Source organism: Salinispora pacifica DSM 45544, assembly GCF_000378845.1.
In the GTDB taxonomy this organism is placed as follows: domain Bacteria; phylum Actinomycetota; class Actinomycetes; order Mycobacteriales; family Micromonosporaceae; genus Micromonospora; species Micromonospora pacifica.
Genome location: NZ_KB905359.1, coordinates 5,171,956 through 5,197,129, shown reverse-complemented (window position 1 = coordinate 5,197,129; position 25,174 = coordinate 5,171,956). Strand labels below are relative to the sequence as shown.

The 25,174-nt window shown below is 67.0% G+C and carries 22 protein-coding genes and 3 pseudogenes; 15 read left to right on the top strand and 10 right to left on the bottom strand.

The features are described 5' to 3' along the window. Nucleotides 1–251 precede the first annotated feature (251 nt). Together SALPAC3_RS0123755 and SALPAC3_RS0123750 are read right to left on the bottom strand one after the other, a co-directional pair. Nucleotides 252–998: a response regulator gene (locus SALPAC3_RS0123755; protein ID WP_018223665.1), complete on the bottom strand. Its 747-nt coding sequence runs from the start codon at nt 996–998 to the stop codon at nt 252–254. Then, a complete protein-coding gene (locus SALPAC3_RS0123750) occupies nt 977–2,230 on the bottom strand; it encodes a sensor histidine kinase (protein WP_018223664.1) in 1,254 nt (417 codons plus the stop codon). The genes SALPAC3_RS0123755 and SALPAC3_RS0123750 overlap by 22 nt, the downstream gene beginning before the upstream one ends. A 132-nt stretch (nt 2,231–2,362) precedes the next feature. Between SALPAC3_RS0123750 and SALPAC3_RS0123745 the strand changes: the two genes are divergently transcribed. Beyond that, nucleotides 2,363–3,262 (top strand): ABC transporter ATP-binding protein, encoded by a 900-nt coding sequence (locus tag SALPAC3_RS0123745; protein ID WP_018223663.1) that lies wholly within the window; start codon nt 2,363–2,365, stop codon nt 3,260–3,262. Next, nucleotides 3,259–4,047 (top strand): ABC transporter permease subunit, encoded by a 789-nt coding sequence (locus SALPAC3_RS0123740; RefSeq protein WP_018223662.1) that lies wholly within the window; start codon nt 3,259–3,261, stop codon nt 4,045–4,047. Before SALPAC3_RS0123745 ends, SALPAC3_RS0123740 begins: the two co-directional genes overlap by 4 nt. Nucleotides 4,048–4,148: 101 nt before the next feature. On the opposite strand, the gene SALPAC3_RS0123735 is transcribed toward SALPAC3_RS0123740, so the two are convergent. Beyond that, a complete protein-coding gene (locus SALPAC3_RS0123735) occupies nt 4,149–4,379 on the bottom strand; it encodes a hypothetical protein (protein WP_012181798.1) in 231 nt (76 codons plus the stop codon). Continuing rightward, nucleotides 4,379–4,591, bottom strand: a complete 213-nt coding sequence (locus SALPAC3_RS28105) for a hypothetical protein (protein WP_157632340.1) — start codon at nt 4,589–4,591, stop codon at nt 4,379–4,381. Before SALPAC3_RS28105 ends, SALPAC3_RS0123735 begins: the two co-directional genes overlap by 1 nt. A gap of 246 nt (nt 4,592–4,837) precedes the next feature. Here SALPAC3_RS28105 and SALPAC3_RS27600 point away from each other — a divergent pair. After that, nucleotides 4,838–5,968: pseudogene (locus SALPAC3_RS27600) on the top strand (IS630 family transposase); the annotation flags it as partial. Here SALPAC3_RS27600 and glpK (SALPAC3_RS0123715) read toward each other — a convergent pair. Both glpK (SALPAC3_RS0123715) and SALPAC3_RS0123710 read right to left on the bottom strand, forming a co-directional pair. Next, complete coding sequence (gene glpK, locus SALPAC3_RS0123715) at nt 5,875–7,398, bottom strand: glycerol kinase GlpK (RefSeq protein WP_018223659.1); 1,524 nt, start codon at nt 7,396–7,398, stop codon at nt 5,875–5,877. The pseudogene SALPAC3_RS27600 and the gene glpK (SALPAC3_RS0123715) sit on opposite strands and share 94 nt — an antisense overlap. 37 nt (nt 7,399–7,435) lie before the next feature. Next, complete coding sequence (locus SALPAC3_RS0123710) at nt 7,436–8,203, bottom strand: IclR family transcriptional regulator (RefSeq protein ID WP_018223658.1); 768 nt, start codon at nt 8,201–8,203, stop codon at nt 7,436–7,438. Nucleotides 8,204–8,386: 183 nt separating this feature from the next. Here SALPAC3_RS0123710 and SALPAC3_RS0123705 point away from each other — a divergent pair, with 183 nt between their 5' ends. The 12 genes and pseudogenes from SALPAC3_RS0123705 to SALPAC3_RS27585 all read left to right on the top strand — a co-directional run bounded on the left by SALPAC3_RS0123705 (nt 8,387) and on the right by SALPAC3_RS27585 (nt 22,138). Then, entirely contained in the window at nt 8,387–9,226 is an 840-nt protein-coding gene (locus tag SALPAC3_RS0123705; protein WP_012184592.1) for an MIP/aquaporin family protein, read from the top strand. Between the two features lie 38 nt (nt 9,227–9,264). Further along, nucleotides 9,265–10,782: a glycerol kinase GlpK gene (gene glpK / locus SALPAC3_RS0123700; protein ID WP_018223657.1), complete on the top strand. Its 1,518-nt coding sequence runs from the start codon at nt 9,265–9,267 to the stop codon at nt 10,780–10,782. Nucleotides 10,783–10,853: 71 nt separating this feature from the next. After that, nucleotides 10,854–12,578 (top strand): glycerol-3-phosphate dehydrogenase/oxidase, encoded by a 1,725-nt coding sequence (locus tag SALPAC3_RS0123695; RefSeq protein ID WP_018223656.1) that lies wholly within the window; start codon nt 10,854–10,856, stop codon nt 12,576–12,578. Nucleotides 12,579–12,777: 199 nt separating this feature from the next. Continuing rightward, nucleotides 12,778–13,914: an IS701 family transposase gene (locus tag SALPAC3_RS0123685; RefSeq protein ID WP_080635228.1), complete on the top strand. Its 1,137-nt coding sequence runs from the start codon at nt 12,778–12,780 to the stop codon at nt 13,912–13,914. Nucleotides 13,915–14,143: 229 nt separating this feature from the next. Further along, the gene (locus SALPAC3_RS28495) at nt 14,144–14,449 is read left to right on the top strand and encodes an IS3 family transposase (RefSeq protein ID WP_018219736.1); all 306 of its coding nucleotides are present in this window, start codon (nt 14,144–14,146) and stop codon (nt 14,447–14,449) included. A 367-nt stretch (nt 14,450–14,816) separates the two neighbouring features. After that, entirely contained in the window at nt 14,817–15,056 is a 240-nt protein-coding gene (locus tag SALPAC3_RS28095) for an IS3 family transposase (RefSeq protein ID WP_018223653.1), read from the top strand. A gap of 16 nt (nt 15,057–15,072) precedes the next feature. After that, nucleotides 15,073–16,469: pseudogene (locus tag SALPAC3_RS0123670) on the top strand (IS30 family transposase). Nucleotides 16,470–16,476: 7 nt separating this feature from the next. Beyond that, nucleotides 16,477–16,764: pseudogene (locus SALPAC3_RS0123665) on the top strand (integrase core domain-containing protein); the annotation flags it as partial. A gap of 156 nt (nt 16,765–16,920) precedes the next feature. After that, the gene (locus tag SALPAC3_RS26205) at nt 16,921–17,496 is read left to right on the top strand and encodes a hypothetical protein (RefSeq protein WP_018223650.1); all 576 of its coding nucleotides are present in this window, start codon (nt 16,921–16,923) and stop codon (nt 17,494–17,496) included. 597 nt (nt 17,497–18,093) lie between these two features. Beyond that, a complete protein-coding gene (locus SALPAC3_RS26200; protein ID WP_232430540.1) occupies nt 18,094–19,359 on the top strand; it encodes an ISAs1 family transposase in 1,266 nt (421 codons plus the stop codon). An 829-nt stretch (nt 19,360–20,188) separates the two neighbouring features. Beyond that, nucleotides 20,189–20,509, top strand: a complete 321-nt coding sequence (locus SALPAC3_RS0123650; RefSeq protein ID WP_026185849.1) for a transposase — start codon at nt 20,189–20,191, stop codon at nt 20,507–20,509. A 417-nt stretch (nt 20,510–20,926) separates the two neighbouring features. After that, nucleotides 20,927–22,138 (top strand): NucA/NucB deoxyribonuclease domain-containing protein, encoded by a 1,212-nt coding sequence (locus SALPAC3_RS27585; protein ID WP_157632339.1) that lies wholly within the window; start codon nt 20,927–20,929, stop codon nt 22,136–22,138. Nucleotides 22,139–23,025: 887 nt separating this feature from the next. On the opposite strand, the gene SALPAC3_RS29295 is transcribed toward SALPAC3_RS27585, so the two are convergent. The 4 genes from SALPAC3_RS29295 to SALPAC3_RS0123635 form a co-directional block, all read right to left on the bottom strand. After that, complete coding sequence (locus tag SALPAC3_RS29295; RefSeq protein ID WP_080635226.1) at nt 23,026–23,229, bottom strand: hypothetical protein; 204 nt, start codon at nt 23,227–23,229, stop codon at nt 23,026–23,028. Next, on the bottom strand, nt 23,226–23,456 hold the full coding sequence (locus SALPAC3_RS0123645; protein ID WP_018223649.1) for a hypothetical protein: 231 nt from the start codon (nt 23,454–23,456) through the stop codon (nt 23,226–23,228). The genes SALPAC3_RS29295 and SALPAC3_RS0123645 overlap by 4 nt, the downstream gene beginning before the upstream one ends. Continuing rightward, nucleotides 23,456–23,638 (bottom strand): hypothetical protein, encoded by a 183-nt coding sequence (locus SALPAC3_RS0123640; protein ID WP_018223648.1) that lies wholly within the window; start codon nt 23,636–23,638, stop codon nt 23,456–23,458. Before SALPAC3_RS0123640 ends, SALPAC3_RS0123645 begins: the two co-directional genes overlap by 1 nt. Nucleotides 23,639–23,743: 105 nt before the next feature. Further along, a complete protein-coding gene (locus tag SALPAC3_RS0123635) occupies nt 23,744–24,880 on the bottom strand; it encodes a helix-turn-helix domain-containing protein (protein ID WP_026185848.1) in 1,137 nt (378 codons plus the stop codon). Nucleotides 24,881–25,174 lie beyond the last annotated feature (294 nt).

The following is a 25,174-nucleotide window of genomic DNA, read 5'->3' as shown; positions in this document are numbered from 1 at the left end:
TCTCCCAGAATGGCAGGGGTGCCTCACCTGTAACGACGCGATAAATGTGCCCCGTCCACCCGGAGAGGCAGGCCACAACCATCAGATTTACTACTGTCAGTACATTAATTCTTACGGCTCGCTACTGAGAACACTTAATACGATCTTGAATGTCTGTTGAGAGCTCCTAACCTGCGCCGTCATCTGCTGGCGCCGACGCCCACTGACAGCGTCAGGACCGCTCAAAATCCCCGGAACGTTCATCCCGGTGCTCAGACCAGACCGGCGTCGTGGACCAGGAGCGCCACCTGGACCCGGTTGTTGAGGTCCAGTTTCGCCAGCAGCCGCGACACGTACGCCTTGACCGTCGCCACACTCATGAACAGCTCCCCCGCGATCTCGGCGTTACTGCGGCCCTGGCCGAGCGCGATCGCGACCTCCCGCTCCCGCTCGCTCAACGTGGCGAGTTGCCGCTGTGCCCGCTGGCGGCGCGGGTCGACGCCGACGGCCCCGGTGACGTGCGCGACCAGTTGGCGGGTAACCGTCGGAGACAACATGGTCTCACCCAGTGCCACCCGCCGGACGGCATGCACGATCTCAGTCGGTGCAGTGTCCTTGAGCAGAAAGCCAGCCGCCCCAGCCCGCAACGCCCGCAGTACCTGCTCGTCAGCATCGAACGTCGTCAGCACCAACACTTCAGGTGCGTTGGGCGTAGACCGCAACTTTTCCGTAGCCGCCAACCCGTCAAGCCGCGGCATCCGGATGTCCATCAACACGACGTCCGGCGCGTACGCGGCCACGGCGGCGGGCACCTCGGTGCCGTCGGTGGCCTCTCCCACCACCAAAAGATCCGTCACACTGTCGATAATCATCAACAGCGCGGCCCGAACCAGCGGATCGTCATCGACGATCAACACCCGAAGGGGACCGGCCGGTGCCCCACCGCCCGCTGGCAAGCCGTTCGACCCCACCGGGCCCGGCTCGCCGGACGGACTGGTCAGGCCGGCCACGGCAGCCACGCGGCGAGCCGGAAGTGCCCGGCCGCGTCCCGTCCGTGCTCCAGCCGCCCGCCGGCTAGGCCGACCCGCTCGGCCACACCGATAAGCCCAGTCCCGGTACCGGGGATGCCGTCACCGGAGCCGGCCACGGGGATTGCCACGCCCTGCCCCGCCGCGCCGACCGGCCAGGGATTGCGGATCTCGACGGTGAGCCCGTCGCCCCGTCGCCCGGCGAGCCGCACGTCGACCACCGCGGCCGGGGCGTGCTTGCGGGCGTTGGTCAGCCCCTCCTGCACGATCCGGTACGCGCTGCGCCCCACCGCGGGCGGCACCTCCGCCCGGTCGGCGACTTCCTCGACGAGATTCACCCGGACACCGGCGGCTCGGGACTCGCCGATCAGCGTCGGCACGTCGACGAGGGTGGGCTGAGGCCGTTCCGGTTCGGCGCCCTCCGCCACCCCGGTCTCCGCCCGGAGCACCCCGATCACCTCCCGCAGGTCCCGCAGGGCTGCGTGTGCGCTGTCCCGGATTACCCCGGACGCCCTGGACACCTCTTGAGGCGAGGCATCCGGGCGGAATTCCAGTGCTCCGGCGTGCAGGCTGAGCAACGAGATGCGGTGCGCCAACACGTCATGCATCTCCCGGGCGATGCGGGTACGTTCCAACTGTCGGGCCCGCGTCACTCGCAGCTGCTGCTCAGCCTCGGCCCGATGCGCCCGCTCCCGCAGCGACACCACCAGTTGCCGGCGTGCCCGGACGAACATGCCCCAAGCCAGCACGGCCCCGAGGAACAATAGGGTCCACCCCACGATCAACCACAGCGACATCACCGGTTCGGGGCGCAGCCGCAGATGGATCGGCGTGGCGAGCAGGTGTACACCGAACATGCCGGCGGCGACCGGGAACGGCCGGTGCACGGTCACCGTGAACAGAATGATCAGCAACGCCACGCCGCCACCGACCGAGAACAGCGTCAGCGGCAGGCTGGCCAACGCCAACCCCACCGGCCAGCGCCGACGGACCCAGAGAGCACCACAGAGCATCAGGCTGGCCAGAAGATCGACCTCGTTGAGCCAGCTCGGGCCGACGTTCAGCGGCGAATCGCGCGGCGCCATCCCCGCCCAGCCGAGGGCGGCCAGGAAGCAGATGCTGTCGACGAACCAGTCCCGCAGTGTCCGCCGGGCACGGGCCGTGGGTACCCTCAGCGTGCCCGGAAGGAGCCAGGGGTGTTCGGGTGCAGCGGCGCTGGTCACCGGTCAATCGTAGGCACCAGTCGGGGAGGCCCGACAGCTACTAAAGTCGACGCCGGCCATGGTCCAAGGTCTACCCGACGACAGTCGGTCGACCGCAGCGCGCCGCCGGGTGGTTCCGGCAGCCTCGACGCCATGATTACGGTCGAAAACCTCACCAAGCGGTACGGCCCGCACACGGTCGTCGATAACGTCTCGTTCCACTGCGAGCCGGGCACCGTCACCGGCTTCCTCGGGCCGAACGCTGCCGGCAAGTCCACCACCATGCGGATGATCTGCGGGTTGACCCCGCCGACCGACGGCGCCGCAACGATCGCCGGCCGGCCGTACCGGCAGCTACCCAATCCGGGGCAGGAGATCGGAGTGCTACTCGACGCCTCGGCCCAGCACTCGGGGCGCACCGGGCGGGAGACGCTGGCCCTGGCTGCCACGACGATGGGCGTAGACCGCCGCCGGGTCGCCACGGTGCTGGACCGGGTCGGCTTGAACGCGGTCGCCGCCAGGCGGCGGGTCGGGGCGTACTCGCTGGGGATGCGGCAGCGGCTCGGCCTCGCGCTGGCGCTGCTGGGTGACCCCCGGGTGCTGATCCTCGACGAGCCGGCCAACGGCCTGGACCCGGAGGGCATCTTCTGGATGCGCGGCCTGCTGCGCGACTTCGCCGACCAAGGCGGCACCGTGCTGCTGTCGTCGCACCTGCTGCGCGAGGTGGAGGCGGTCGCCGACCGGCTGGCGGTGATCGGCGGCGGCCGGATTGTCGCCCAGGGCGGCAGGGACGAGTTGCTCGCCGATACGGGCACCTTGGTTCGGGCGCGGGACTCGCATGCCCTGCGGCTCACACTGCAGCGGGCCGCACTGGACGCCACCGCCGACACCAATGGCGGTTTCGTCGTGCGTGCCGAGCCGGGCGTCGTGGGCCAGGCCGCCGCCGACGCCGGGCTGGTCCTCACCGAACTGCGGCCCGCCGCCGGCGGCGGCCTCGAACAGCTCTTCCTCACCCTCACTGCGGGCGCAACCACGAAGGAGGCTGTCAAGTGACCATGACCGCCGAACCCACCACCGAGTCGGGCCCCCGCGTCGCGGCCGTCAGGCCGTCCATAGCCCGACTGACCTCGATCGAGCTACGCAAGCTCGCCGACACCCGAGCCGGCCGCTGGCTGCTGGCCACCATCGGGCTGATCGCGGTCGCCGTCGCTGTGGTGCAGCTGTTCAGACTGGACGACGCGGAGCAGACCTTCACCCGCTTCCTCACCCCGACGCTGCCTCTGGTGGGCCTACTGCTGCCGGCGGTCGGCATCCTGTCGATCAACTCGGAGTGGACCCAGCGCACCGCGCTGACCACGTACGCCCTGGTGCCACATCGGGAACGGGTGGTGCTGGCCAAGCTCGCGGCGGTGGTGCTGGCAGCACTCACGTCGGTGCTGGTGAGCCTGGCCGTGGCCACCGTCGGCACCCTCGCCGCCAAGGCCACCGGTGGCGCGGGAAGCTGGGACGGCGAGTGGGTGCTGGTACCGCACGCGGCCGTGCTCCAGCTGGTCTGGGGACTGATGGGGGCCGCGTTTGGCCTGCTGCTGCTCAACACCCCGCTGGCGATCTTCGGCTATCTGCTGCTGCCGATGGTCTGGGATATCCTCGCCAAGACGATCTCGGCGCTGCAGGGTCCAGCCACCTGGCTCCACCCCAAGATCACCATGGATCCCCTTCTCAACGACAATGAGATGACCGCCGGGCAGTGGGGCCGGCTGGCGGTCACGGTACTGGTCTGGGTGGCCGTGCCCTTGGTCGCCGGCATGCTGCGGACCCTGCGGCGGGAGGTTTCCTGATCGCGACGCCCGGCAGCCCGGCGCCGCCACGGTGGTGGACGACGGCGCCGGGGAGCTGGCACTTCCTCCTGTCGGGCGAACGAGGGTGGTGGCACCCGGGCTCACCGCCGACCCAGAACGTGCCCGGGTGGCGTCCAACTGCCCTGCCCCACCGAGGTCAGGTAGTCGTAGGCGTAGACGGTGGGCGGACACGGCCACCCACATCCACAGACCGGACACCGGTCCACCCGGAGCCAGTGTTCGACGATGATCCGCCGGGCGGACACGATCATTCGGTTGCGCAGTTGCACCGCCGACAGGCCGATCGGGTTGGGTCGGACAGGGGTGGCCATCACCGCTGACAGGTCCGCTGCCGGGCAGGTCGTGCCACCAACAGCCGCGGGTCAAGGATCACCGTCGGCTGGTCCCACAGCGGGCGGTAGGCGCCGGCCCGCGCCGAATACAGCGTGGCGGGGCCGACCGCGTCCAGCCGTGCGGGCCGGCGGCGGAGTAGCCGGATCATGCGCGTGCTCCCCTCGATCGGGTCGAGGCGGCGTGTCACCACCCAGGATGATCCTGCGGTGACACCGAGCTACTTGTCAGGATGGGTGCTGTCCGCGACGTATCCGCGCTTGACTCCGGACGGTCAGCTGGCGGCGAGTAGCGCGTCGCGGTACTCCTGCGTCCACTCCGCGTCGCGCTGGTCTGCGGGCAGGCCGGCTAGTGCCGTGACCACGAACGTTCACGGTGTTGGGTTGACACGCCGTCCGGCCTGTCGGCCGGGCGGCGTTGCGGCGGTCAGGCTGTGGCGGTGGCAGATCTTGTACGCGTGCGGCGGCTCAGTGATCAGGAAGGTCAGCAGCTGCTCAGAATCACTCGCCGGGGAACCGGTTCCCCGATCCGCCTGCGGCGGGCGATGGTCGTGCTCGCCTCGGCCGGTGGGAACACAGTGCCGGCCATCGCTCGCCTGGTCCAAGCTGACGAGGACACGATCCGGCAGGTCATCCACCGGTTCAACGAGATGGGGATGGCCAGCCTGGACCCTCAGTGGGCGGGTGGCCGTCCCCGCCAGATCAGTCCTGACGAAGAGCAGTTCATCGTCGAGACGGCCAACACCCGCCCCGAGAAGCTGGGGCGGCCGTTCACCCGGTGGAGCATCCGCAAGCTCGCCGACCACCTGCGCGTTCACTCGACTCGACGGGTCCGGATCGGGCGGGAACGGCTGCGGCAGATCCTGCACCGGCACCGGATCACCTTCCAGCGGACCAAGACGTGGAAGGAGTCCACCGACCCGCAGCGCGATGCCAAACTCGCCCGGATCGAGTACGTCAGCACCCACCTCCCACAACGGGTGTTCGCCTTCGACGAGTTCGGACCCCTCGTGATCCGCCCCCAGCCCGGCGCCGGGTGGGGGCCCGCGGGCCACCCGCGCCGGCTGCCGGCGAACTACCACAAGCTGCACGGCGTCCGGCAGTTCCACGGCTGCTACTCCGTCGGCGACGACCAGCTTTGGGGCGTGGTCCGACGCCGCAAGAGCGCCGCGAACACCCTCGCCGCGCTCAAGTCGATCCGAGCAGCACGTCCGGACGGGGCGCCGATCTATGTCATCCTGGACAACCTGTCCGCGCACAAAGGCCACAAGATCCGCACGTGGACGGCCCGCAACAAGGTCGAGCTGTGCTTCACCCCGACCTACGCCTCCTGGGCCAACCCGATCGAAGCCCAGTTCGGGCCGCTGCGCACCTTCGTCATCGCCGGCTCCAACCACCCGAACCACCCCGCGCTGACCCGGAAACTGCAGGCCTACCTGCGCTGGCGCAACGCCAACGCCCGCCACCCCGACGTCGGTCAGCGGCGAGCAGGGTCCTCCTCGGGCCGGATCCAATCGAAGGTGCGCTCCACCGCCCGTCGCCAGTTTTCCCGTTCCCGTGTCCGGACTGCGGCATCCATCTCCGGCACCCATCGGGCAGCCGGATGCCAGTTGCTGCGCAGGCCCTCCAGGTCTGGCCAGTACTCGACCGCAAGCCCGGCTGCGTATGCGGCCCCGAGGGAGACCGTCTCGGCCGCCATCGGGCGCACCACCGGCACTGCAAGTACGTCCGCGACGAACTGCATCAGCAAATTGTTCGCGGTCATCCCGCCGTCCACCCGCAAGGCGGTCAGCTCCAGCCCGGAGTCGGCGTTCATGGCGTCGACCACCTCACGGGTCTGCCACCCGGTCGCCTCCAGCACGGCCCGGGCCAGGTGCCCCTTGGTGATGTATGAGGTGAGTCCGACGATCGTGCCGCGCGCCTCGCTGCGCCAGTGTGGGGCGAAAAGCCCGGAGAAGGCGGGCACAATGTAGCAGCCGCCGTTGTCGTCGACCGTTCGGGCGAGGGTCTCGATTTCCGGTGCGGTGCTGATCAACTCCAGCCGGTCGCGGAACCACTGCACCAGGGATCCTGTGATCGCGATGGACCCCTCCAGGGCGTACAGGGCGGGCTCGTCGCCGATCCGGTAGCCGACGGTGGTGAGCAGGCCGTGCCGCGAAGGCACCGGCTCGGTACCGGTGTTCAGCAGCAGGAAGCTGCCGGTGCCATAGGTGCACTTGGCCTCGCCTGGGTCGAAGCAGGTCTGACCGAACAGGGCGGCCTGCTGGTCACCGAGGGCCGCCGCGATCCGGACGCCGGGCAGGACGGCTGTGGCGGTGCCGTACACCTCCGACGAGGAGCGGATCTGCGGCAGCATGGCCGCCGGCACGCCGAAGAAGCTCAGCAGTCTGGGATGCCAGTCGAGAGTGCGCAGATCCATCAACATGGTACGGCTGGCGTTGGTGACGTCGGTCAGGTGCAGGCCACCGTCCGGGCCGCCGGTGAGGTTCCAGATCAGCCAGCTTTCCATGGTCCCGAAGAGCACCTCGCCGCGTTCGGCGCGTTCGGCGAGGCCGGGGATGTGGTCGAGCAGCCAGCGCAGCTTCGGGCCGGAGAAGTACGTGGTCAGCGGCAGCCCGCACAGCTCCTGGATGTGCTCGGCGCCGCTGGCGCGGGAAAGGGCTTCCACCACCAGGTCGGTGCGGGTGTCCTGCCAGATGAGCGCGGGAGCCACCGGGACACCGGTGCGCCGGTCCCAGACGACCGTGGTTTCGCGCTGGTTGGCGATCCCGATCGCGGCGATCTGGTCGATGCTGAGGCCGGCCTGGTTGAGGGCGCGGGGAACGACCTTGCCGACGTTGCGCCAGATCTCCATAGCGTCGTGCTCTACCCAGCCCGGCCGGGGAAAGTGCTGCCGGTGTTCCCGCTGGGCAACTGAGACGAGATTGCCACGGCGGTCGAAGACGATGCATCGGGTGGACGTGGTTCCCTGATCGATGGCGACGACAAAGCGCTCGGTCATTACTCGTCCTTCGTGAAGCCGGGTGGTGGGTGACGGATCACCAGCGCGTGGCGCCGAGATCGCGGGACACCGCGCGGGCGGCGTCGCGGACGTACGTGACGAGGGCTGGGCGGGGGTTGCCGGACCCGTCGCAGGTGCGGTCCACCGGACCGGAGAGCCCGATCGCGCCCACGACCAGGCCGCCATAGCCACGGATCGGCGCGGCGATGCCGGCCTCGCCAGGGGTCATCTCACCGATTTCGGCCCCCCAGCCATTGTCCCGGATTTCGCTGAGGGCCCGGGTGAGTGCTCGTGCGGTGACCAGGGTGCGTCGGGTGTAGGGCTCGGGTTCGCGTTGCGTAACCGCGTTGGCGGCGCCCACGTCGTAGGCGAGCAGGACTTTGCCGAGCGCGGTGGCGTGCGGGGGAAGAAGGGACCCGACGTCCAGCGTCTGGAGGATGTCGTCGGGCCGGAACACGTGGTGGACCACAAGTACCTTGCCGTCCAGCAGAGTGCCGATACGGACCGCCTCGCCGCTGCGCGCGGCGAGTGGGTCCGCCCAGTTGATGGAACGGGAACGGAGCTCGTTGACGTCGAGGTAGCTCGTGCCGAGGTGCAGCAGCGTGGCACCGAGTTGGTACTTGCCGGAGGTCTTGTCCTGTTCCACGAATCCGACGTCTTGCAGCGTACGTATGATGCCGTGCGCCGTGCCCTTGGGCAGGTTGAGAGAACGGGCGATCTCCCCGATGCCGAGCCGGCCGGAACTGCTGGCCAGCAGGCGGAGGATCGCCGCGGCACGCGCGATGGACTGCACCTGACCCGGCATGGGGCGGATGCTAAAGCGTTCGGGGCCAACGCAACAGTGTTCGGCATTGTCGACCGGGGTTCGTTGACCTGCCTCCTCATGTTTCCTACGGTTCACCGCACGGCGACGTCCGACACCTCGCCGACATCGCACGGCCCTCCGTCCCCCGGTCGCGGAGGTCCGCCACCCCCACCTGGAGACACCATGACACAGCGTGTGAGAGCGCCCGGACTCCTTGGCGAGTTGGCCGCCGAGTTCGCCGGCACCGCGATCCTGATTCTCTTCGGCGTGGGCGTCGTCGCCCAGGTCACTGCCGGTGGCACCGGTGAGTTCGACAGCATCGCCTGGGCCTGGGGCCTTGGCGTCGCGCTGGGCATCTACGTCGCTGGCCGGATCAGTGGCGCCCACCTCAATCCGGCGGTGACGCTCGCCCTCGCGGTGTTCAAGGGCTTCTCGTGGCGCAAGGTGATGCCCTATGCCCTCGCACAGACCGCCGGGGCGTTCGTCGCGGCCCTGATCATTCGCTGGAACTACAGCGAGGTGCTGCAGCGGTTTGACCCGGGCTTGACCAGCAAGAGCCAGGGCGTCTTCTCGACCCTGCCGGGTGCTGGCATCACCGAGTGGGGCGCCCTGCGTGACCAGATCATCGGCACGGCGATCCTGCTGTTTCTGATCCTTGCCGTAACCGACGCCCGCAACTCTCTGCCCGGTGCCAACCTTGCCCCACTGATCGTCGGCCTGATCGTGGTCGCGATTGGCATGGCGTTCGCCGTCAACGCCGGCTACGCGATCAACCCGGCCCGTGACTTCGGCCCCCGCCTCGCGTCCTTCCTCACCGGCTACGAGACGGCCTTCCTGGACCCGAGCGGATATCCGTATTTTTGGGTGCCCATCGTCGGACCGCTGGTCGGTGGTGTCATCGGCGCCGGCCTCTATCAATTGTTCGTCGGCCGATTCCTGCCGAGCGATGAGCCGCAGCCGGGCGCGAACAGCGCCGAGACTGCGACCGAAACGGCTGCGATGTCCGAGCGCGCCCGCGTCTGATCGACATATCCCGACGACCCGTAGAGGTGACATCCCGCATGGCTGACTTCGTTGGTGCGGTGGACCAGGGCACCACCAGTACCCGTTTCATGGTTTTTGATCACGGTGGTAACGACGTCGGTCGCCACCAGCTCGAGCATCAGCAGATCCTGCCGCGGCCCGGTTGGGTCGAACACAATCCGGTGGAGATCTGGGAGCGGACCCAGACCGTCATCCAGACCGTGCTCTACGAGCACCGCCTGACCGTCACCGACCTCGCCGCGCTCGGGATCACCAACCAGCGTGAGACCACCGTGGTATGGAACAGGCGCACCGGTCGGCCCTACCACAACGCCATCGTGTGGCAGGACACCCGCACCGACCGGATCGCCTCGGCACTGGAGCGCTCGGGGCGGGGCGACATCATCCGCCGTAAGGCCGGCCTGCCACCGGCCACATACTTCTCCGCCGGCAAGATCCAGTGGATCCTCGACAACGTCGATGGGGTCCGGGAAGCAGCCGAGCGTGGAGAGGCCGTCTTCGGCAACACCGACACCTGGCTGCTGTGGAACCTGACCGGCGGCACCGACGGCGGCGTGCACGTCACCGATCCGACCAACGCCAGCCGCACCATGCTGATGAACCTGGACACGCTGGACTGGGACGACGAACTACTGTCGTTCTTCGACATCCCGCGCGCCATGTTGCCCCGGATCCGACCATCGTCCGACCCGGACTCCTACGGTGCCACCACGGCGCGTGGTCCGTTCACCGGATCGGTCCCGCTCACCGCGGTCCTCGGCGACCAGCAGGCAGCCACCGTCGGTCAGGTCTGCTTCGCCCCGGGCGAGGCCAAGAACACCTACGGTACGGGCAACTTCATGCTCCTCAACACCGGCACGGAGATCGTCCGCTCCCAGGCCGGCCTACTCACCACCGTCTGCTACCAGTTCAGCGACCAGGCGCCGGTATACGCCCTGGAAGGCTCCATCGCGGTCACCGGATCAGCCGTGCAGTGGCTACGCGACCAGTTGAAAATCATCAACACCGCAGGGCAGAGCGAGATCCTGGCCCGCCAGGTGCCCGACAACGGCGGAGTGTACTTCGTACCCGCCTTCTCCGGCCTGTTCGCCCCGTACTGGCGCTCCGACGCCCGCGGCGCGATCGTCGGCCTCTCCCGGTTCAACACCGACGCCCACATCGCCCGGGCCACCCTCGAGTCGATCTGCTACCAGAGCCGAGACGTCGCCGAGGCCATGGCCAAAGACTCCGGCGTACCGCTGGAATGTCTCAAGGTCGACGGCGGCGTCACCGACAACGACCTGTGCATGCAACTGCAAGCCGACATCCTCGGCGTACCGGTAAGCCGGCCCGTGGTCGCCGAGACCACCGCGCTCGGCGCCGCGTACGCCGCCGGCCTCGCCGTCGGATTCTGGCGCAGCACCGACGAACTACGCGAGAACTGGAACGAAAGCCACCGCTGGCAGCCCACCTGGCCACCAGAACAACGCCAAGCCGAGTACGAACGCTGGAAGCAGGCCGTCCAACGCACCCTGAACTGGGTCGACGTCGACTGACCACCACCGCATCCGAGAAACCCGGGAGGCCGGCGTCCCCGCTGGCCTCCCAGACACAGGAGAGAGAACGCATGCACTCCGCGACACTGTCACTGGCCGCCCGCGAGCGGTCGCTGGCCGCGCTGAGCAGCGGCCCGGAACTGGACGTCCTGGTGGTCGGTGGCGGCGTCACCGGCGCCGGCTGCGCCCTGGACGCCGTCACCCGGGGCCTGTCGGTCGGCCTCGTCGAGGCCCGCGACTGGGCCAGCGGCACGTCGAGCCGCTCCAGTAAACTCATCCACGGTGGTCTGCGCTACCTGGAGATGCTCGACTTCGGGCTGGTCCGCGAGGCGCTGCGCGAGCGGGGCCTACTACTGCAGCGACTCGCCCCGCACCTGGTCCGGCCGGTGCCGTTTCTCTACCCGCTGCGGCACCGCGGCTGGGAACGGCTGTACGCGGGCGCCGGTGTCCTGCTCTACGACACGATGAGCCTTTCCGGCAGCAACTCCCGCGGGGTACCGGCCCACCGGCACCTGACCCGACGTGGCGCGGTCCGCGCTTGCCCGTCCCTGCGTCCGGAGTCGCTGGTGGGCGCGTTGCAGTACTACGACGCTCAGGTCGATGACGCCCGGCTGGTGACGTGTCTCGTCCGTACCGCCGCAGCCCACGGCGCGTACCCCGTTTCCCGAGCCCGGGTCGTGGGCCTCCTGCGCGACGGCCACCGCATCACCGGGGCGCGGGTCCACGACCTGGAGACCGACCAGGTCCTCGAGGTCCTCGCCCGGCAGGTCATCAACGCCACCGGCGTCTGGACCGACGAAATCCAGTCTCTCGTTGGGGAGCGTGGGCCGGTGCAGGTTCGCGCGTCGAAAGGTATCCACCTCGTCGTGCCCCGCGACCGGATCCGCTCCACCACCGGCCTGATCCTGCGAACCGAATCCAGCGTGCTGTTCGTGATCCCGTGGGGTCGGCACTGGCTGATCGGCACCACCGACACCGACTGGGATCTGGACAAGGCGCACCCGGCAGCGACCAGCCGCGACATCGACTACCTGCTGGAACGGGTCAACGAGGTACTGGCCAGTCCGCTGACCCGCGACGACGTCGAGGGCGTATACGCGGGCCTGCGGCCGCTGCTGTCCGGGCATTCGGATGCGACCGCCAAGCTGTCCCGTGAGCACACCGTGGCGAACCCGGCTCCGGGTCTGGTGATGGTCGCCGGCGGGAAGTACACAACGTACCGGGTGATGGCCCGCGACGCTGTCGACGAGGCCGTGCGGGGACTCGGCGGTGGGGTGCCGCGGTCCTGCACCGACCGGGTTCCCCTGCTCGGCGCCGAGGGCTATGTCGCCCGATGGAACCAGCGCCGTCGCATCGCGCGACAGTACAACCTGACCGTGGAGCGGGTTGAGCATCTGTTGCGCCGCTACGGCGCCGCCGTCGACGAGGTGTTGGACCTGCTGGGAGAGGATCCGACCCTCGTTGAGCCGCTCGACGGCGCCGACGACTATCTGCGTGTGGAGGTCGTCCACGCGGCGTCAGCCGAGGGTGCCCTGCACCTGGAGGACGTGCTTACCCGGCGTACACATATATCGATCGAGACGTTCGACCGGGGCCTGGCAGCCGCCCGACCGGCGGCGCAGTTGATGGCGTCGGTGCTCGGCTGGGACGCCGAGCGTGTGGACCGCGAGGTGGCGCACTACGTCGCACAGGTGGACGCCGAACGGATGGCGCACGACCAGATCGACGACCAGGCCGCCGACGCGGCCCGGCTGGTCGTGCCGGATGTGGTGCCGCAGGTAGCACTCGCGGCCTGACCTGGCGCGCGCGCCGCATGCTTTCCGCCACGTCCCGCCCGACAGGCCGGAGTCAGCTACGGCCGACCCGGCTCGGATCTGCGTGAAGCCCGAGCATGATCAATTATCGGCCCCTACCTACGGAAGAGAACTGGTTTCCGGGTTAGTACTGCAACGGCAGTAGGCGAATCGAGTTCGGCTCGCGTTCGTTGGTCTGGCTGTGGCGGACGTTGATGTCGACCGGTGGCATGGGGAGTTGGGCCGGTTGCATGCCCGTATCGGGCCCCGGTTTCGCCGTTCGGAGCCACGGCGGCGGGCGCGGCAGTACCTGTGCGGGCTGGTGTCGGGTCTGGGCCGTAAGAACGGCTGGACCCTGGCTGAGCAGGCCGGGGATGTGTCGCCGGACGGGATGCAGCGGCTGTTGCGGTGGGCGGACTGGGACGTCGACGCGGTCCGTGATGATGTGCGGGACTACGTGGTCGAGCACCTCGGCGACCCGGCTGGTGTGTTGATCGTTGACGACACCGGGTTCCTGAAGAAGGGCACCCGGTCGGCCGGGGTGCAACGGCAGTATTCCGGCACCGCTGGCCGGACGGAGAACTGCCAGGTCGGGACGTTCCTGGCTTACCGTTCGTCGAAGGGTCACGCGTTGATCGACCGGCAGCTCTACCTCCCGGCGTCGTGGACCGATGACCGGGACCGGTGCCGAGCCGCCGGGATCCCGGACGACGTCGAGTTCGCCACCAAGGTGCAGATGGCCCGCCAGATGCTGGCCCGAGCCCTCGACGCCGGGGTGCCGGTGGGGTGGGTGACCATGGACGAGGCCTACGGCCAGTCGAAGTCACTGCGGCTGTGGCTGGAACACCAGGATATGGCTTATGTAGTCGCGACCCGCCGCAACGACGACATGATCACCACCACGATGGGCATCGCCCGCGCGGACGAGCTGATCGCCGCGCTGCCGGCTCGGGCATGGTGCCGGCTGTCCGCCGGCGCCGGCGCCCACGGCCCCCGCGAGTACTGGTGGGCGCGGGTACCGGTGCGTATCGGCTGGCAACCCGGTCGCGGGCACTGGCTCCTGGCCCGGCTCAGTATCACCACCGGCGAGATCGCCTACTACGTCTGCTACGGACCCCGCCGCACCCGCCTGATCGACCTCGCCCGCATCGCCGGAGCGCGGTGGGCGATCGAGGAGTGCTTCCAACAGGCCAAAAACGAAGCCGGCCTCGACGAATACCAGGTCCGCGACTGGCGAGCCTGGTACGCCCACATCACCCTCGCGATGGCCGCCCACGCCTGGCTGTCCGTCGCCCGATCCCTTACCGCAAAAGGGGATCCAGCCCCAGCGACGGCATGATGATCGGCTACACGGTACCGGAGATCCGAAGACTGCTCACCACACTCGTAGTCCGTTCAACCCACCCACCAGAGCGCGTCTGGGCCTGGTCCCGATGGCGCCGACGACGCCAACACCAAGCCCGCACCAGCCACTACCGACGACGCGGCTACCCCTAACGGGTCTGCTGCACCAGTAGGTGACATCTGAGTTGGCTTGCCCTGTGGGCGGGCTGGAAGGATGTCGCTGTGTGCCCAAGCCCTACCCCCGAGAGTTCCGTGATGACGTCGTGCGGGTGGCTCGTGACCGCGAGGCGGGAGTGACGGTCGAGCAGATCGCGAAGGACTTCGGGGTCCACCCGATGACGTTGTTCAAGTGGCTGCGTCAGGCCGACATCGACGCCGGCGCGAAGCCCGGCACGCCCAGTGGCGAGTCAGCCGAGCTGCGCGAGGCCCGCAAACGGATCCGCTTGCTGCAGGAGAACGAGGTCCTGCGTCGGGCCGCTGCTTACTTGTCGCAGGCGCATCTGCCGGGAAAAGGCTCTACCCGCTCGTGAGCGAGCTGGCCGCCGACGGGATCCCCGTCGCGGTGACGTGCCGGGTATTGAACATCGCTCGTCAGCCCTACTACCGGTGGCTCGGCCGGCAGCGTCGGTGACGCCGAACTCGTCGCCGCTCATCGCGCGAACGCCCTGGTCGATGCCCACCGCGATGACCCGGAGTTCGGGTACCGGTTCCTGGTCGATGAGGCCCGCGCCGCCGGCCAGGCGATGGCCGAGCGCACCGGGTGGAAGATCTGCTCGGACAATGGCTGGTGGAGCGCCTTCGGTAAGCGCAAGAAGCGCGGCAAGGGCGGCAAGGTCGGTCCACCGGTTCACAACGACCTCGTGCAACGGGACTTCACCGCCAGCGGGCCCGAACCGGTTGTGGCTGGCCGACATCACCGAACACCGCACCGGCGAGGGCAAGCTCTACCTGTGCGCGATCAAGGACGCGTGGTCGAGGCGGATTGTCGGCTACTCCATCGACTCACGGATGAAGTCCCGGCTGGCCGTCAACGCCCTGTACAACGCTGTAGCCCGACGCGGCCGGCTGGCCGGCTGCGTGCTGCACACCGACCGTGGGTCGCAGGGCGAATTCAACTGGTCGTCGCAACACCTTTGATGATGGAGGTGTTTGGATGGCGCGACGTCAGCAGCAGGCGGATCGGGCGTTGCGTCCGGCGATGCGTTCGCCGGGCAGGCCGATGCCGGCGCGGCATGTGCAGCGCGTGCGTTCTGGCGGTTGATCGCGCGGGGTAAGCGCACTGAGGAGGTAGCGCTTGAGCTCGGTGTGTCGACGCCTGTTGCAGTGCGGTGGTTTCGTCACGCTGGTGGCATGCCGCCGTTGAGTCTGGCCGAGCCTTCCGGCCGTTACCTGTCGCTTTTTTCCGAGCGTGAGGAGAATGCGCTGCTTAAGGCGCAGGGGCAGGGTGTCCGTGCGATCGCCCGGGAACTCGGGCGGGACCCGGGCACGATCTCGCGTGAGTTGCGGCGCAATGCCGCGACTCGCAGCGGCAAGCTTGAGTACCGGGCCACCGTGGCGCAGTGGAAGGCACAGGTCACCGCGCGGCGGCCCAAGCCGGCGAAGCTGGCGAGTAACCGGCGGCTGAAGGAGTACGTACAGGCCCGGCTGAGCGGGCAACTGTGCCGTCGTGACGGGACAGTTGCCGCCGGCCCTGCGACGACCTGGAAAGGGCTGAACAAGCCGCACCGTGCAGACCGCCGCTGGGCGGCGGCCTGGAGCCCAGAGCAGATTAGTCGACGGCTGGTCGTCGACTTCCCCGATGATGAAGATATGCGCATCAGCCACGAGGCGATTTACCAGGCGCTCTACATCCAAGGACGCGGCGCGCTCACGCGTGAGCTGGTGGCCTGCCTGCGGACCGGTCGGGCGCTGCGTAAGCCCCGTGAACGCTCGCGGAACAGGCCGCAAGGGCATGTCACCGCTGATGTCGTCTTGAGCCAACGACCCGCCGAGGTCAAGGACCGAGCGGTCCCCGGCCACTGGGAAGGCGACCTGATAATCGGACTGCACCGCTCCGCCATCGGTACCGTCGTCGAGCGCACCAGCCGATACACGCTCCTGGTCCACCTTCCCCGCATCGAAGGCTACGGAACCGTCCCGCCGGTCAAGAACGGGCCCGCCCTCGGCGGCTACGGCGCCATCGCGATGAAGGACGCACTCCAGTCCACGATGACCATCATGCCCGAGGGTCTGCGGCGATCACTGACCTGGGACCGCGGCAAAGAACTCTCAGCCCACAGCCAGTTCACGATCGATACCGGCATTGCGGTCTACTTCGCCGACCCCCACTCACCCTGGCAACGCGGCACGAACGAAAACACCAACGGGCTACTACGCCAGTACTTCCCCAAAGGCACCGATCTGTCCCGCTGGGGCCTCGAAGACCTCCTCGCCGTACAAACAGCGATCAACAGCAGACCCCGCAAGGTCCTCGACTGGAAGACACCCGCCGAAGCTCTCGACGAGCAGCTACGGTTACTCCAACCAACAAGCGTTGCAACGACCGGTTGAACCCAGGCAGTTTCGCAGCCGAAAATTCGTCCACGCCCTGCACCAGCATCACATGACCGGATCGATGGGCAGAGTCGGCGCCGCCGGCGACAACGCCGCCATGGAATCGTTCTTCGGCCTGCTGCAGAACAACGTCCTCGACCGGCGGACCTGGACCACCCGCCAGCAGCTCAGGACCGCGATCGTGACCTGGATCGAACGGACCTACCACCGCCGCCGACGACACTCTCTGTCCCGGTTGACCCCTAACGAGTACGAGACCACCATGACCCCACCGGCCAGTCAGGCCGCGTGACTGAAACTGTCACCTATCGGTGCAGCAGACCCTCATCATCTACTGCGCCGCCTGCGACCGACGCATGCAAGGCCAGTACAACCACGGCCACGCCTACTACCGCTGCCGATTCCCACAGGAGTACGCCCTCGCCACCATCTCCCACACCCCCGCAACGTGTACCTACGCGAGGACGCCCTCACCGACCCACTCGACACCTGGCTCGCCTCCGCCTTCGCCCCCCAACGCCTCGAACACACCATCGCCGCGATGGCCGACGCCCAACCAGTAGCCCATCCGCCCCCAACCGGCATACCAGCCCAGAGCATCATCACCGAGTGCGACGCCAAGCTAGAGCGCCACCGCGCCGCCCTCGACGCTGGCGCAGACCCGACGGTAGTTACCGCCTGGATCACCCGGACCCAGGCCGACCGCGCCCGCGCCGAAGCAGAACTACACGCACTCGCGAGCATCACCCCACACCGGCTGGCCCGAGCAGAAATCACCGCCCTGGTGACCGCACTCGGGGATATCGCCGCCGTGCTCCGCGACGCCGACCCAGCCGACAAGGCCAAGGTCTACCGGCAACTCGGCCTCCGGCTGAACTACCAGCCCGAAACGCAAACGGTGCGCGCTGAAGTGGAACTCAGCGCGCACCGTGGGGAAATGGTTTGTGTCCGAGGGGGGATCGATACCACAACCCCACCATCGCGATGCGTCGGCGATGACATAACAATTGAATTTCGATGGTAACAGCCTGCCAACAGCGAGCTTTGCCGAGTGCTGCGACGACACCGCCCCTTGCAAGGCCGCGGCCAGAGTACCGGGGTAGCTACTGGACCGTCACGGTGATAGACATCGATCGGCCGCCATCCGGGCCGACGGAACGGAGCACACTTGTGTTCCTACTTCCTCATCGTGATCGTCTAATTCCTGCCGACACCTCGGCGCACCGAGACAGGTTTCGTTCATCGCCGAAGGGGAGGCACCCCGCTACCCACTTGTGGGATCCACTTCAGGCAGGGGCCCGGTGACCTGATGTCCATCAACATACACAGCCTGCGCTACATTCGTGCACCCTCATCGCCTTGGCGCCACGACCCCCGCTCCAACGACACCGGCCCTGTAATGCGCCTATAGCCGGAGCATGCGAAGGGGGACGCGCAAGCGCCCATGCCCCTGGTATACCAACCACCCCACCCCACACCCAGGGCTCCGGCAAGGTAGCGATATGACCGTTGTGGCCGGTTGGGTGGGGACGCTCCGGATCATGGTGGTATAGAGACGGGCGCGGCCTTTCGATGATCATCTAGGTGTCGAGTCTGGGAAGATCAAAGAGGACCACGCCCGTTGGGATCATCATCGCTGATTGATGTGTTGGCCGTGCACGCGGACCACCTGGATGAGTCGTTGCCGGTCCAACGCCGGTCGAGCCTGGTCACGGCGTTGGCGGCAGTGCCGGACCGGCGAGACCCCCGCGGTGTCGTCCATGCGTTGCCCGCGGTCCTGGCCACTGCCGTCGCGGCGGTGCTGACCGGTGCCCGCTCCGCGGCGGCGGTCGCGGAATGGGCCGCTGATGCGCCGCAGCAGGTCCTCCCTGAACTGGGCGTGTTCCGGGATCCGTTCACCGGGGTGCATCGAGCTCCGGACGAGTCCACGTTCCGGCGAATCCTGGCCGGTGTCGACGCCGACGCCCTGGACGACACGGTCGGTCGGTGGGTCCTCGCGTGCCAGCCGGCGGCGACCACCGGGCGACGGGTGTACAGCGTGGACGGCAAAACCTTGCGGGGCAGCGGCCCGGCCGGTGAACAGGTGCATCTCCTCGCAGTGCTCGACCAGCACACCGGGACGGTCCTGGGCCAGGTCGACGTCGACGGCAAGACCAACGAGCTGACCCGCTTCCAGCCGCTGCTGGGCCCTCTCGACCTGACCGCGGTGGTCGTCACCGCCGACGCGTTACACACCCAGCGCGAGCATGCCCGCTGGCTGGTCGACACCAAGAAGGCCGCCTACGTCTTCACCGTGAAGAAGAACCAGCCGCGTCTGTATCGGCAGCTCAAGACCCTGCCCTGGACGAAGATCCCGATCCAGGACGAGACCAGCACCCGCGGGCACGGCCGCTACGACATCCGCCGCCTGCAAGCAGTCACCTGCACCGGGCCACTCGCCCTGGACTTTCCCCACGCCGTACAAGCACTACGGATCCGCCGCCGACGGCTGAACCTGGCCACTGGCCGCTGGTCCACCGTCACCGTCTACGCGATCACCAACCTGAGCGCAGCCCAGGCCGGCCCTGCCGAACTGGCCGACTGGCTGCGCGGGCACTGGGCCATCGAAACTCTGCACCACCTCCGCGACACCACCTACGCCGAGGACGCCAGCCGCCTACGCACCGGCAACGCACCCCGCGCCATGGCCACTCTGCGCAACACGGCGATCAACCTGCTCCGGCTAACGGCATCACCACCATCGCTGCAGCCCTACGCCACAACAGCCGAAACCCATACCGGCCACTCCAACTACTCGGACTCGACTGAAACGGCCATATCGTCACCTTGCCGGAACCCTGGCGAGGCAGCCAACCGGGGCGCGTCACTTCGTAAAAACCCGGGCTAATGTGCAGATATGATCGACCAAAGAATGCTCACAAGCATCGCCAGCAAAATCATCCAGACCAAGGCTTTGGTCGCGAGTCGTGCACGAGGTGTACGGGCCTCGGCTAGCCGGCCAAGCATCTCGACCTTCGACTCAAACAGGTACGGGCTGGGACTGTCGGCGGTCCTGAACTTCAGTGGGTCGGTGGGTGGTCCGGTGTCTGGCCTGTTGGGTTTGTCCGGATCTGAACTTGCCACCGTCACAGTATGTCCTCCCAAAGATGCCACGCACAACCGGCCAACGAGTTGACAAGCCTATGTAGGGTTCTGCCGCTGCTCGAACACGGCAGCGGCAGACCCGTTTTCTTCTTAAACAGGATGGGCGACAGGAGGCGGCGGTGTATTCATTGGCATCCGGATGCCGGTCGATGGATCACACATCACAACTATCCCGTAGATCAACGGCTACCCCTGGCATGCTGGACTGGAATTCCATTCCCAATTTCCGGGTAGCGTGCAAATGAGTCCGGGTGAAGCGCATTTTCTTGCTCTGTAATAATTCGCGCCAGCTACGAATGTTTGGTATCTCGCGCCGTCGGTGCCTACCTGCCAGTAGTACTCGCCACCCGTCGACCTGAATTGCATCTCTTCCACGCAGAGGTCGTTGCCTGGCAGCCCGCCACAGTTGTACGTCTGTCGCATAATAAGCCATTTGGACGTCCGCTCCCATAGGAACGCTTTCCTCGGTGAGTACCTAGCCCATTCGAAAGTCGGCTCCCATGGTGTCGCCGTGGCAATGTTGGAGAAATCGCTGTCACCCGCCAGGTTGTTTGCTTGCACTCTGAACGAGTATGTGCGATCTGCGGGGAGTTGATTCCACCGTCACCGTCTACGCGATCACCAACCTGAGCGCAGCCCAGGCCGGCCCTGCCGAACTGGCCGACTGGCTGCGCGGGCACTGGGCCATCGAAACTCTGCACCACCTCCGCGACACCACCTACGCCGAGGACGCCAGCCGCCTACGCACCGGCAACGCACCCCGCGCCATGGCCACTCTGCGCAACACGGCGATCAACCTGCTCCGGCTAACCGGCATCACCACCATCGCTGCAGCCCTACGGCACAACAGCCGAAACCCATACCAGCCACTCCAACTACTCGGACTCGACTGAAACGGCCATATCTTCACCTTGCCGGAACCCTGCACGTCCGGGCGGGGCGTTGTCGTGTCTATCGGAGTTCATTAAGTGGTGCCCCGGCCAGGGGTCCGAGAACGCCGCCACTACGAATCTGCACTGCGGCGGCAGAGGCTACGGAAGGTGCGTTTAGCGTGTTTAGGCAGCGCTCCTGGACTTTCGATCTAATTCAGTCAGCCAGTAGCGATGGGACCGATCAGCCGTTTTAGGCTAGAGACTTCGTATCGCAATACCTGCGATCCGGCTTCAGCTCGAGTGGTGACATTGCCCTACTACAACCTTGCCGTTCTTTCTATCTGAAGAAAGTAGCCAATGAAGACAAGTGCTAGATTGCTTCTATCCGCGACCCTCGTCCTATCGGGACTCCTGTCGATTTCAGGCCCGGCAGCAGCGGTGACCGAAACGGTCGGATCCGCCACGCCCATCCCGTCGCAGCCCAAACCGCCGGCCCTGCCAGCAGGGACTGCCGGAACCGCAACCGCACCAAACAGTGAGTCCTGCGATGAGGTAGTTGAACGTCACAAAAGGCGCACCGCCATTACCGGGAAAGAAGTTGTTGCTTGCGTTGTGGTCGGAGAGGAAGGCAAACTTCCCGAGCAGGGTGACATGCGCGTCGCCGCACCGCTAGAACTGCCGCAATACTGCTACGACAATGCATTTGACGGACAGTGGTGGGGTACTCGAGAAGAAGCTTGCCGCATTCGCGGTGTGCGAGTAGATATTACAAATGTACAAACTGGCCAACTAGTCGGGCAACTGCTATTGAATGAATACGCCTATGCGTATGGGTCATCGACCACCCTGAATTGGGCGCAGCAGGTCGAAGTATCCCTGTATGGCGGCTGGGGCACTATTGCCGGCACGACCGTGGATGCTCGCACCGAATGCAGTGGCGCATGCACTACGAGTAGTAGCGACTTTCCTCGACAGTCCGTCATTCTCGATACCCGCCAAGGTGGCGAGGCATATTTCCGGGGAACATCCAGTGCGGTTGGCAGCACAGGTAATGCAAATGCTAGCTGGCACTACCGCTTCTACAACCCTGCCTGGGTTGGCGGCCAGACCACTGAGGTGGCAGCTCCGTATCCCACTGTTCGTTGCGACAATGCAGTGCCCGGCTACCGTATCGCGGGATGCATTTGGCCAGACTGGCCAGGTGTGCTGAGCTACCAGTGGAACACCTATCCCGAACTGGCTAATCATATCTGGAACGCCCAGCAGTCCGGCCTCCCTGGTGCGTACCCCGGCCTCGCGCCCAATGGCAGCCCACTCACCCGGCTAACCGACGAGACCCTAAAAGTCAAGAACAGAAACAAGGCATGTCCTACCTCATATCCTCGACCGAGTGGCAAGAGTTGTGACGAATACCCCTTCGCTTCCACATACCAGGGTGCGTCTACTGGTGGTGGGACGGGTCGCACTCTCGAAGTCTGCTCCATCAGCGCACTACCCACCGGCGCAACCGGAGCCACAGGATACAGCGCCTGCATGATCAACGCGGAACAAAACAGCGAGGGCGGCACGGGTATCAACAAGATGTACCAGGAGAATCGAATCCTAGACCGCGACCCTTTCCACGTATGGATTTGGTCCACTCAGGACTGATTTTCGTAGGGTTTGCGAAGGTCTGGCTCGGAGGTCGGTGACCGATGTACTTCGCTGCCGGCACGGCTGAATCTAGAGTGGTCGGAGGGCGCCCACCTCCGACCACTTCCTACCACTTACCGATCTAAGGTGTAGCCATGAGCCCACTAACATCTGGACGGGGATCCGTACGCGTAAGCTACCACCTATTCTTCGTTCGCGAAGAGACGGAACACTTCGCCGAGATGACCGATAGCAGCAACGGCCTTGTGTCAACATATACTGGGGTCGCCGCCATCTTTACCGGAATCCACACGGGCAATGTAGCGGTAACGGTGGAAGCGCACCCGAGTGCACCACCGCCAGTTCTTGAAAGCTGGGAAGAGATCGTCGAGGTGTCGCTCGTCGCGCCGCAGGGTAGGGTCGCGGTGCATGCACTCGGAGATGATGGTCCAGACTTGCCAGACCTCACGCCGGCAGGTCCGGGCACCTACAGGATGCGGGTGCACGCTCGAGGCCGTGACATCGCCACTGACCTTGTTGCGACAGACCCCGTCGAGGACTACCTGATCCAGGCTTGGCCAAGCGACCACGCTCCAGAGCGGATCATTCGCCAGTCCGACAAGTACGGCGAGGGCCGGCGGGCTTCTCGAACACTCCCGCGTCGCCTAGAAACCGACCAAGAGCGGACATACAGAGAAGCACGTGCTCAACGGGCAGATAGGCTCCGTCGCCTTGCTCCGCAGTCCGAAGAAAGCTGATCAGCACGTAAACCGGGGGGGGAGGCCAACGTGCTCGCCCCCGGCCTTGGGTCAAAGGTCTGCCTCCGCGGATCGAGCCTCCGAAACCTCGCACTCGTCGGGTGTCGGGGCCGAAGGCCAGGTCCAGCCCGGTAGCCTCGCCTGCCGCTAAATCCGGCTGGATCCCTGAGCAGCGTGGTGGCGACGGTCCCGGGGCGATCCGAGTAGGTCGTGGGCGAGCAGCCCGGCGTACGCCTCCGCCCAGGGCCAGCACCGCCGCGGGGTGCCGCACACGGGGCAACGGCCGTCGACTTGGCGGTGGTCGTTCAGGTCCCGCCACCACCGGCGGATGGTCGCGTCGCCGGGCGTCAACGCCTACTCCCGGCGCGCTGCGGGGGCGCCCAGTTCCCCTGCCCGACCGAGCCGAGGTAGTCGTAGGCGGTCAACGTGGGCGGACACGGCCAGGCGGACCGGCAGATCGGGCACCGGTCCACCCGCGGCCAGTGCTCGGCGATGATCCGCCGGGCGGACAGGATCATCCGGTTGCGTAGCTGGACCGTCGACAGACTGCCGGAGCGCGGCCGGGCGTGGGTGGCCATCACCGGCGGCAGGCCCGCTGCCGAGCCAACCGGGTCATCAACGGCCGGCTATCGAGGATCACCGTCGGCTGGTCCCACAGCGGGCGGTAGGCGCCGGCCCGCGCCGAATACACCGTGGCAGGACCGGTCGCGTCCAGCCGTACGGGCCGGTGGCGACGGAGTCGGCGGAGTAGCCGGATCATGCGCGTGCTCCCCTCGATCAGGTCGAGGCGGCAACGGCACCAGTGTCACCACCCAGAATGATCCTGTGGTGACACCGAGCTACTTGTCAGGATGGGCGCTGTCCGTTACCGGGTAGCGGACAGGCGGCGGACAGCCTCGGCGACCTGCCTAGCCAGCTTCCGCGACGAGGTGGCGTCGGCGATGGCGCGAGCTTCGTCCAGGACCTGCCGGGCAGTGCTGGTGTCCCCGGCCTGCATGTGCGCCACCGCGAGGTGCACCAGGTGTCGGCCGTGCCAGTCCGATCCGCGGGCGTCCTCACTCGCCTCGGCGACCCCGGCGGTCAGCAACCGCAGGGACCGATCGTTGGCCCGGTCGTCCCGGGCGCCCAGGTACCGCCACACAATCCCCTGCTGCACAGCGAAAAACGCGGGCGTGTACCAGTAGCCCCACGGCGACAGGGGCTGGCCGATGGCCTGCTTAGCAAGATCGGCAGCCTCGCTGAGGAGGCCGACTACCTCGCGTGGGTGGGCGTTGGCCATGGCTAGGCCGCGGGCGCCCTGCCCGGTGGAGTATGCGCGTAGCGCGGTGTGGACCGTATCGTCTCGGCGGGCCGCCCCGGACAGGCCGATCATGGTTGGCAGGTCCCCGCACCCCTCGGCCTGGTGGCCCTGAAACGAGAGCACAGCAGCGATCAAATCTTGATTTCCGGCCTCGGTGGACCATTGCAGCGCGCGCCCGAGCCACATTGTGGCGGCGCGGTCATCACCGGTGGCAATCCCTAGCCACCCGGCGAATTGGGCCCATTGTGCGGCCATATCCACAACCGCCGGCCGGACCTGGTGGCCGGCATCTCGCAGCAGGGACAAAACGGTGTCGAGCTGCACGCGGACCGGATCGACAACCAGAGTTGAACCGATGCTGTCCTCTAGGCGCCGGTAGCTGGCGAGCAGATCGGCCAGGGCATCCACGGCACCGTGGTCAACCCGGCGGGGATGCTCGGCCGCATATGTGGCGCGCTCGCTGGGGGTGGGCATGTCGGCGACGAGAGCGGCCAGGGCCCCGCCCGCGGCCAGGGCGTCGTCCAGGCGCACGGCGACGTCCACTGTTGGCCGGGTCCGGCCGGTCTCTAACTGGTGCAGCAGACTCTTGCCGTAGCTGACCGCCACGCCCAACTGCCGCAGCGTCAAGCCGTGCGATTCGCGCCGCTGACGCAGCTCGGCGCCGAATCTCGGGTCCACGATGGTGCGTGTCGGTGCCGGCATTGGTTCTCCCAGGTAGCGGTCTGGGGTGGCGGGCGCCGGCCGCTACAACCGGCGCCCTGCCGCCATCGACGGTACTCCCTGCCCGCACGTCACGCCGTCACCTGTCCGTATGGATGTTCCGGCGCGTCGCGGCGTACGCCCTACCACGGAATGGTGGTTCCGAACAGGTTCGAGCTGTCCGCTATGAAGTAGCGGACATTCAAACCGTCAACGGACGTCCAAAAATCATTCGTCGATATGAGTTGTCGACTATGGATACGCTACTAAAATTGTTCGGGCTGATAAGTGATCACG

Coding starts and splice junctions, on each gene's coding strand:
- SALPAC3_RS0123745 (WP_018223663.1), top strand. CDS start 2,363: ATGATTACGGTCGAAAACCTCACCAAGCGGTACGGCCCGCACACGGTC.
- SALPAC3_RS0123735 (WP_012181798.1), bottom strand. CDS start 4,379: ATGGCCACCCCTGTCCGACCCAACCCGATCGGCCTGTCGGCGGTGCAA.
- glpK (WP_018223659.1), bottom strand. CDS start 7,398: ATGACCGAGCGCTTTGTCGTCGCCATCGATCAGGGAACCACGTCCACC.
- SALPAC3_RS0123710 (WP_018223658.1), bottom strand. CDS start 8,203: ATGCCGGGTCAGGTGCAGTCCATCGCGCGTGCCGCGGCGATCCTCCGC.
- SALPAC3_RS0123705 (WP_012184592.1), top strand. CDS start 8,387: ATGACACAGCGTGTGAGAGCGCCCGGACTCCTTGGCGAGTTGGCCGCC.
- glpK (WP_018223657.1), top strand. CDS start 9,265: ATGGCTGACTTCGTTGGTGCGGTGGACCAGGGCACCACCAGTACCCGT.
- SALPAC3_RS0123695 (WP_018223656.1), top strand. CDS start 10,854: ATGCACTCCGCGACACTGTCACTGGCCGCCCGCGAGCGGTCGCTGGCC.
- SALPAC3_RS0123650 (WP_026185849.1), top strand. CDS start 20,189: ATGTGCGATCTGCGGGGAGTTGATTCCACCGTCACCGTCTACGCGATC.
- SALPAC3_RS0123645 (WP_018223649.1), bottom strand. CDS start 23,456: ATGGCCACCCACGCCCGGCCGCGCTCCGGCAGTCTGTCGACGGTCCAG.
- SALPAC3_RS0123640 (WP_018223648.1), bottom strand. CDS start 23,638: ATGATCCGGCTACTCCGCCGACTCCGTCGCCACCGGCCCGTACGGCTG.
- SALPAC3_RS0123635 (WP_026185848.1), bottom strand. CDS start 24,880: ATGCCGGCACCGACACGCACCATCGTGGACCCGAGATTCGGCGCCGAG.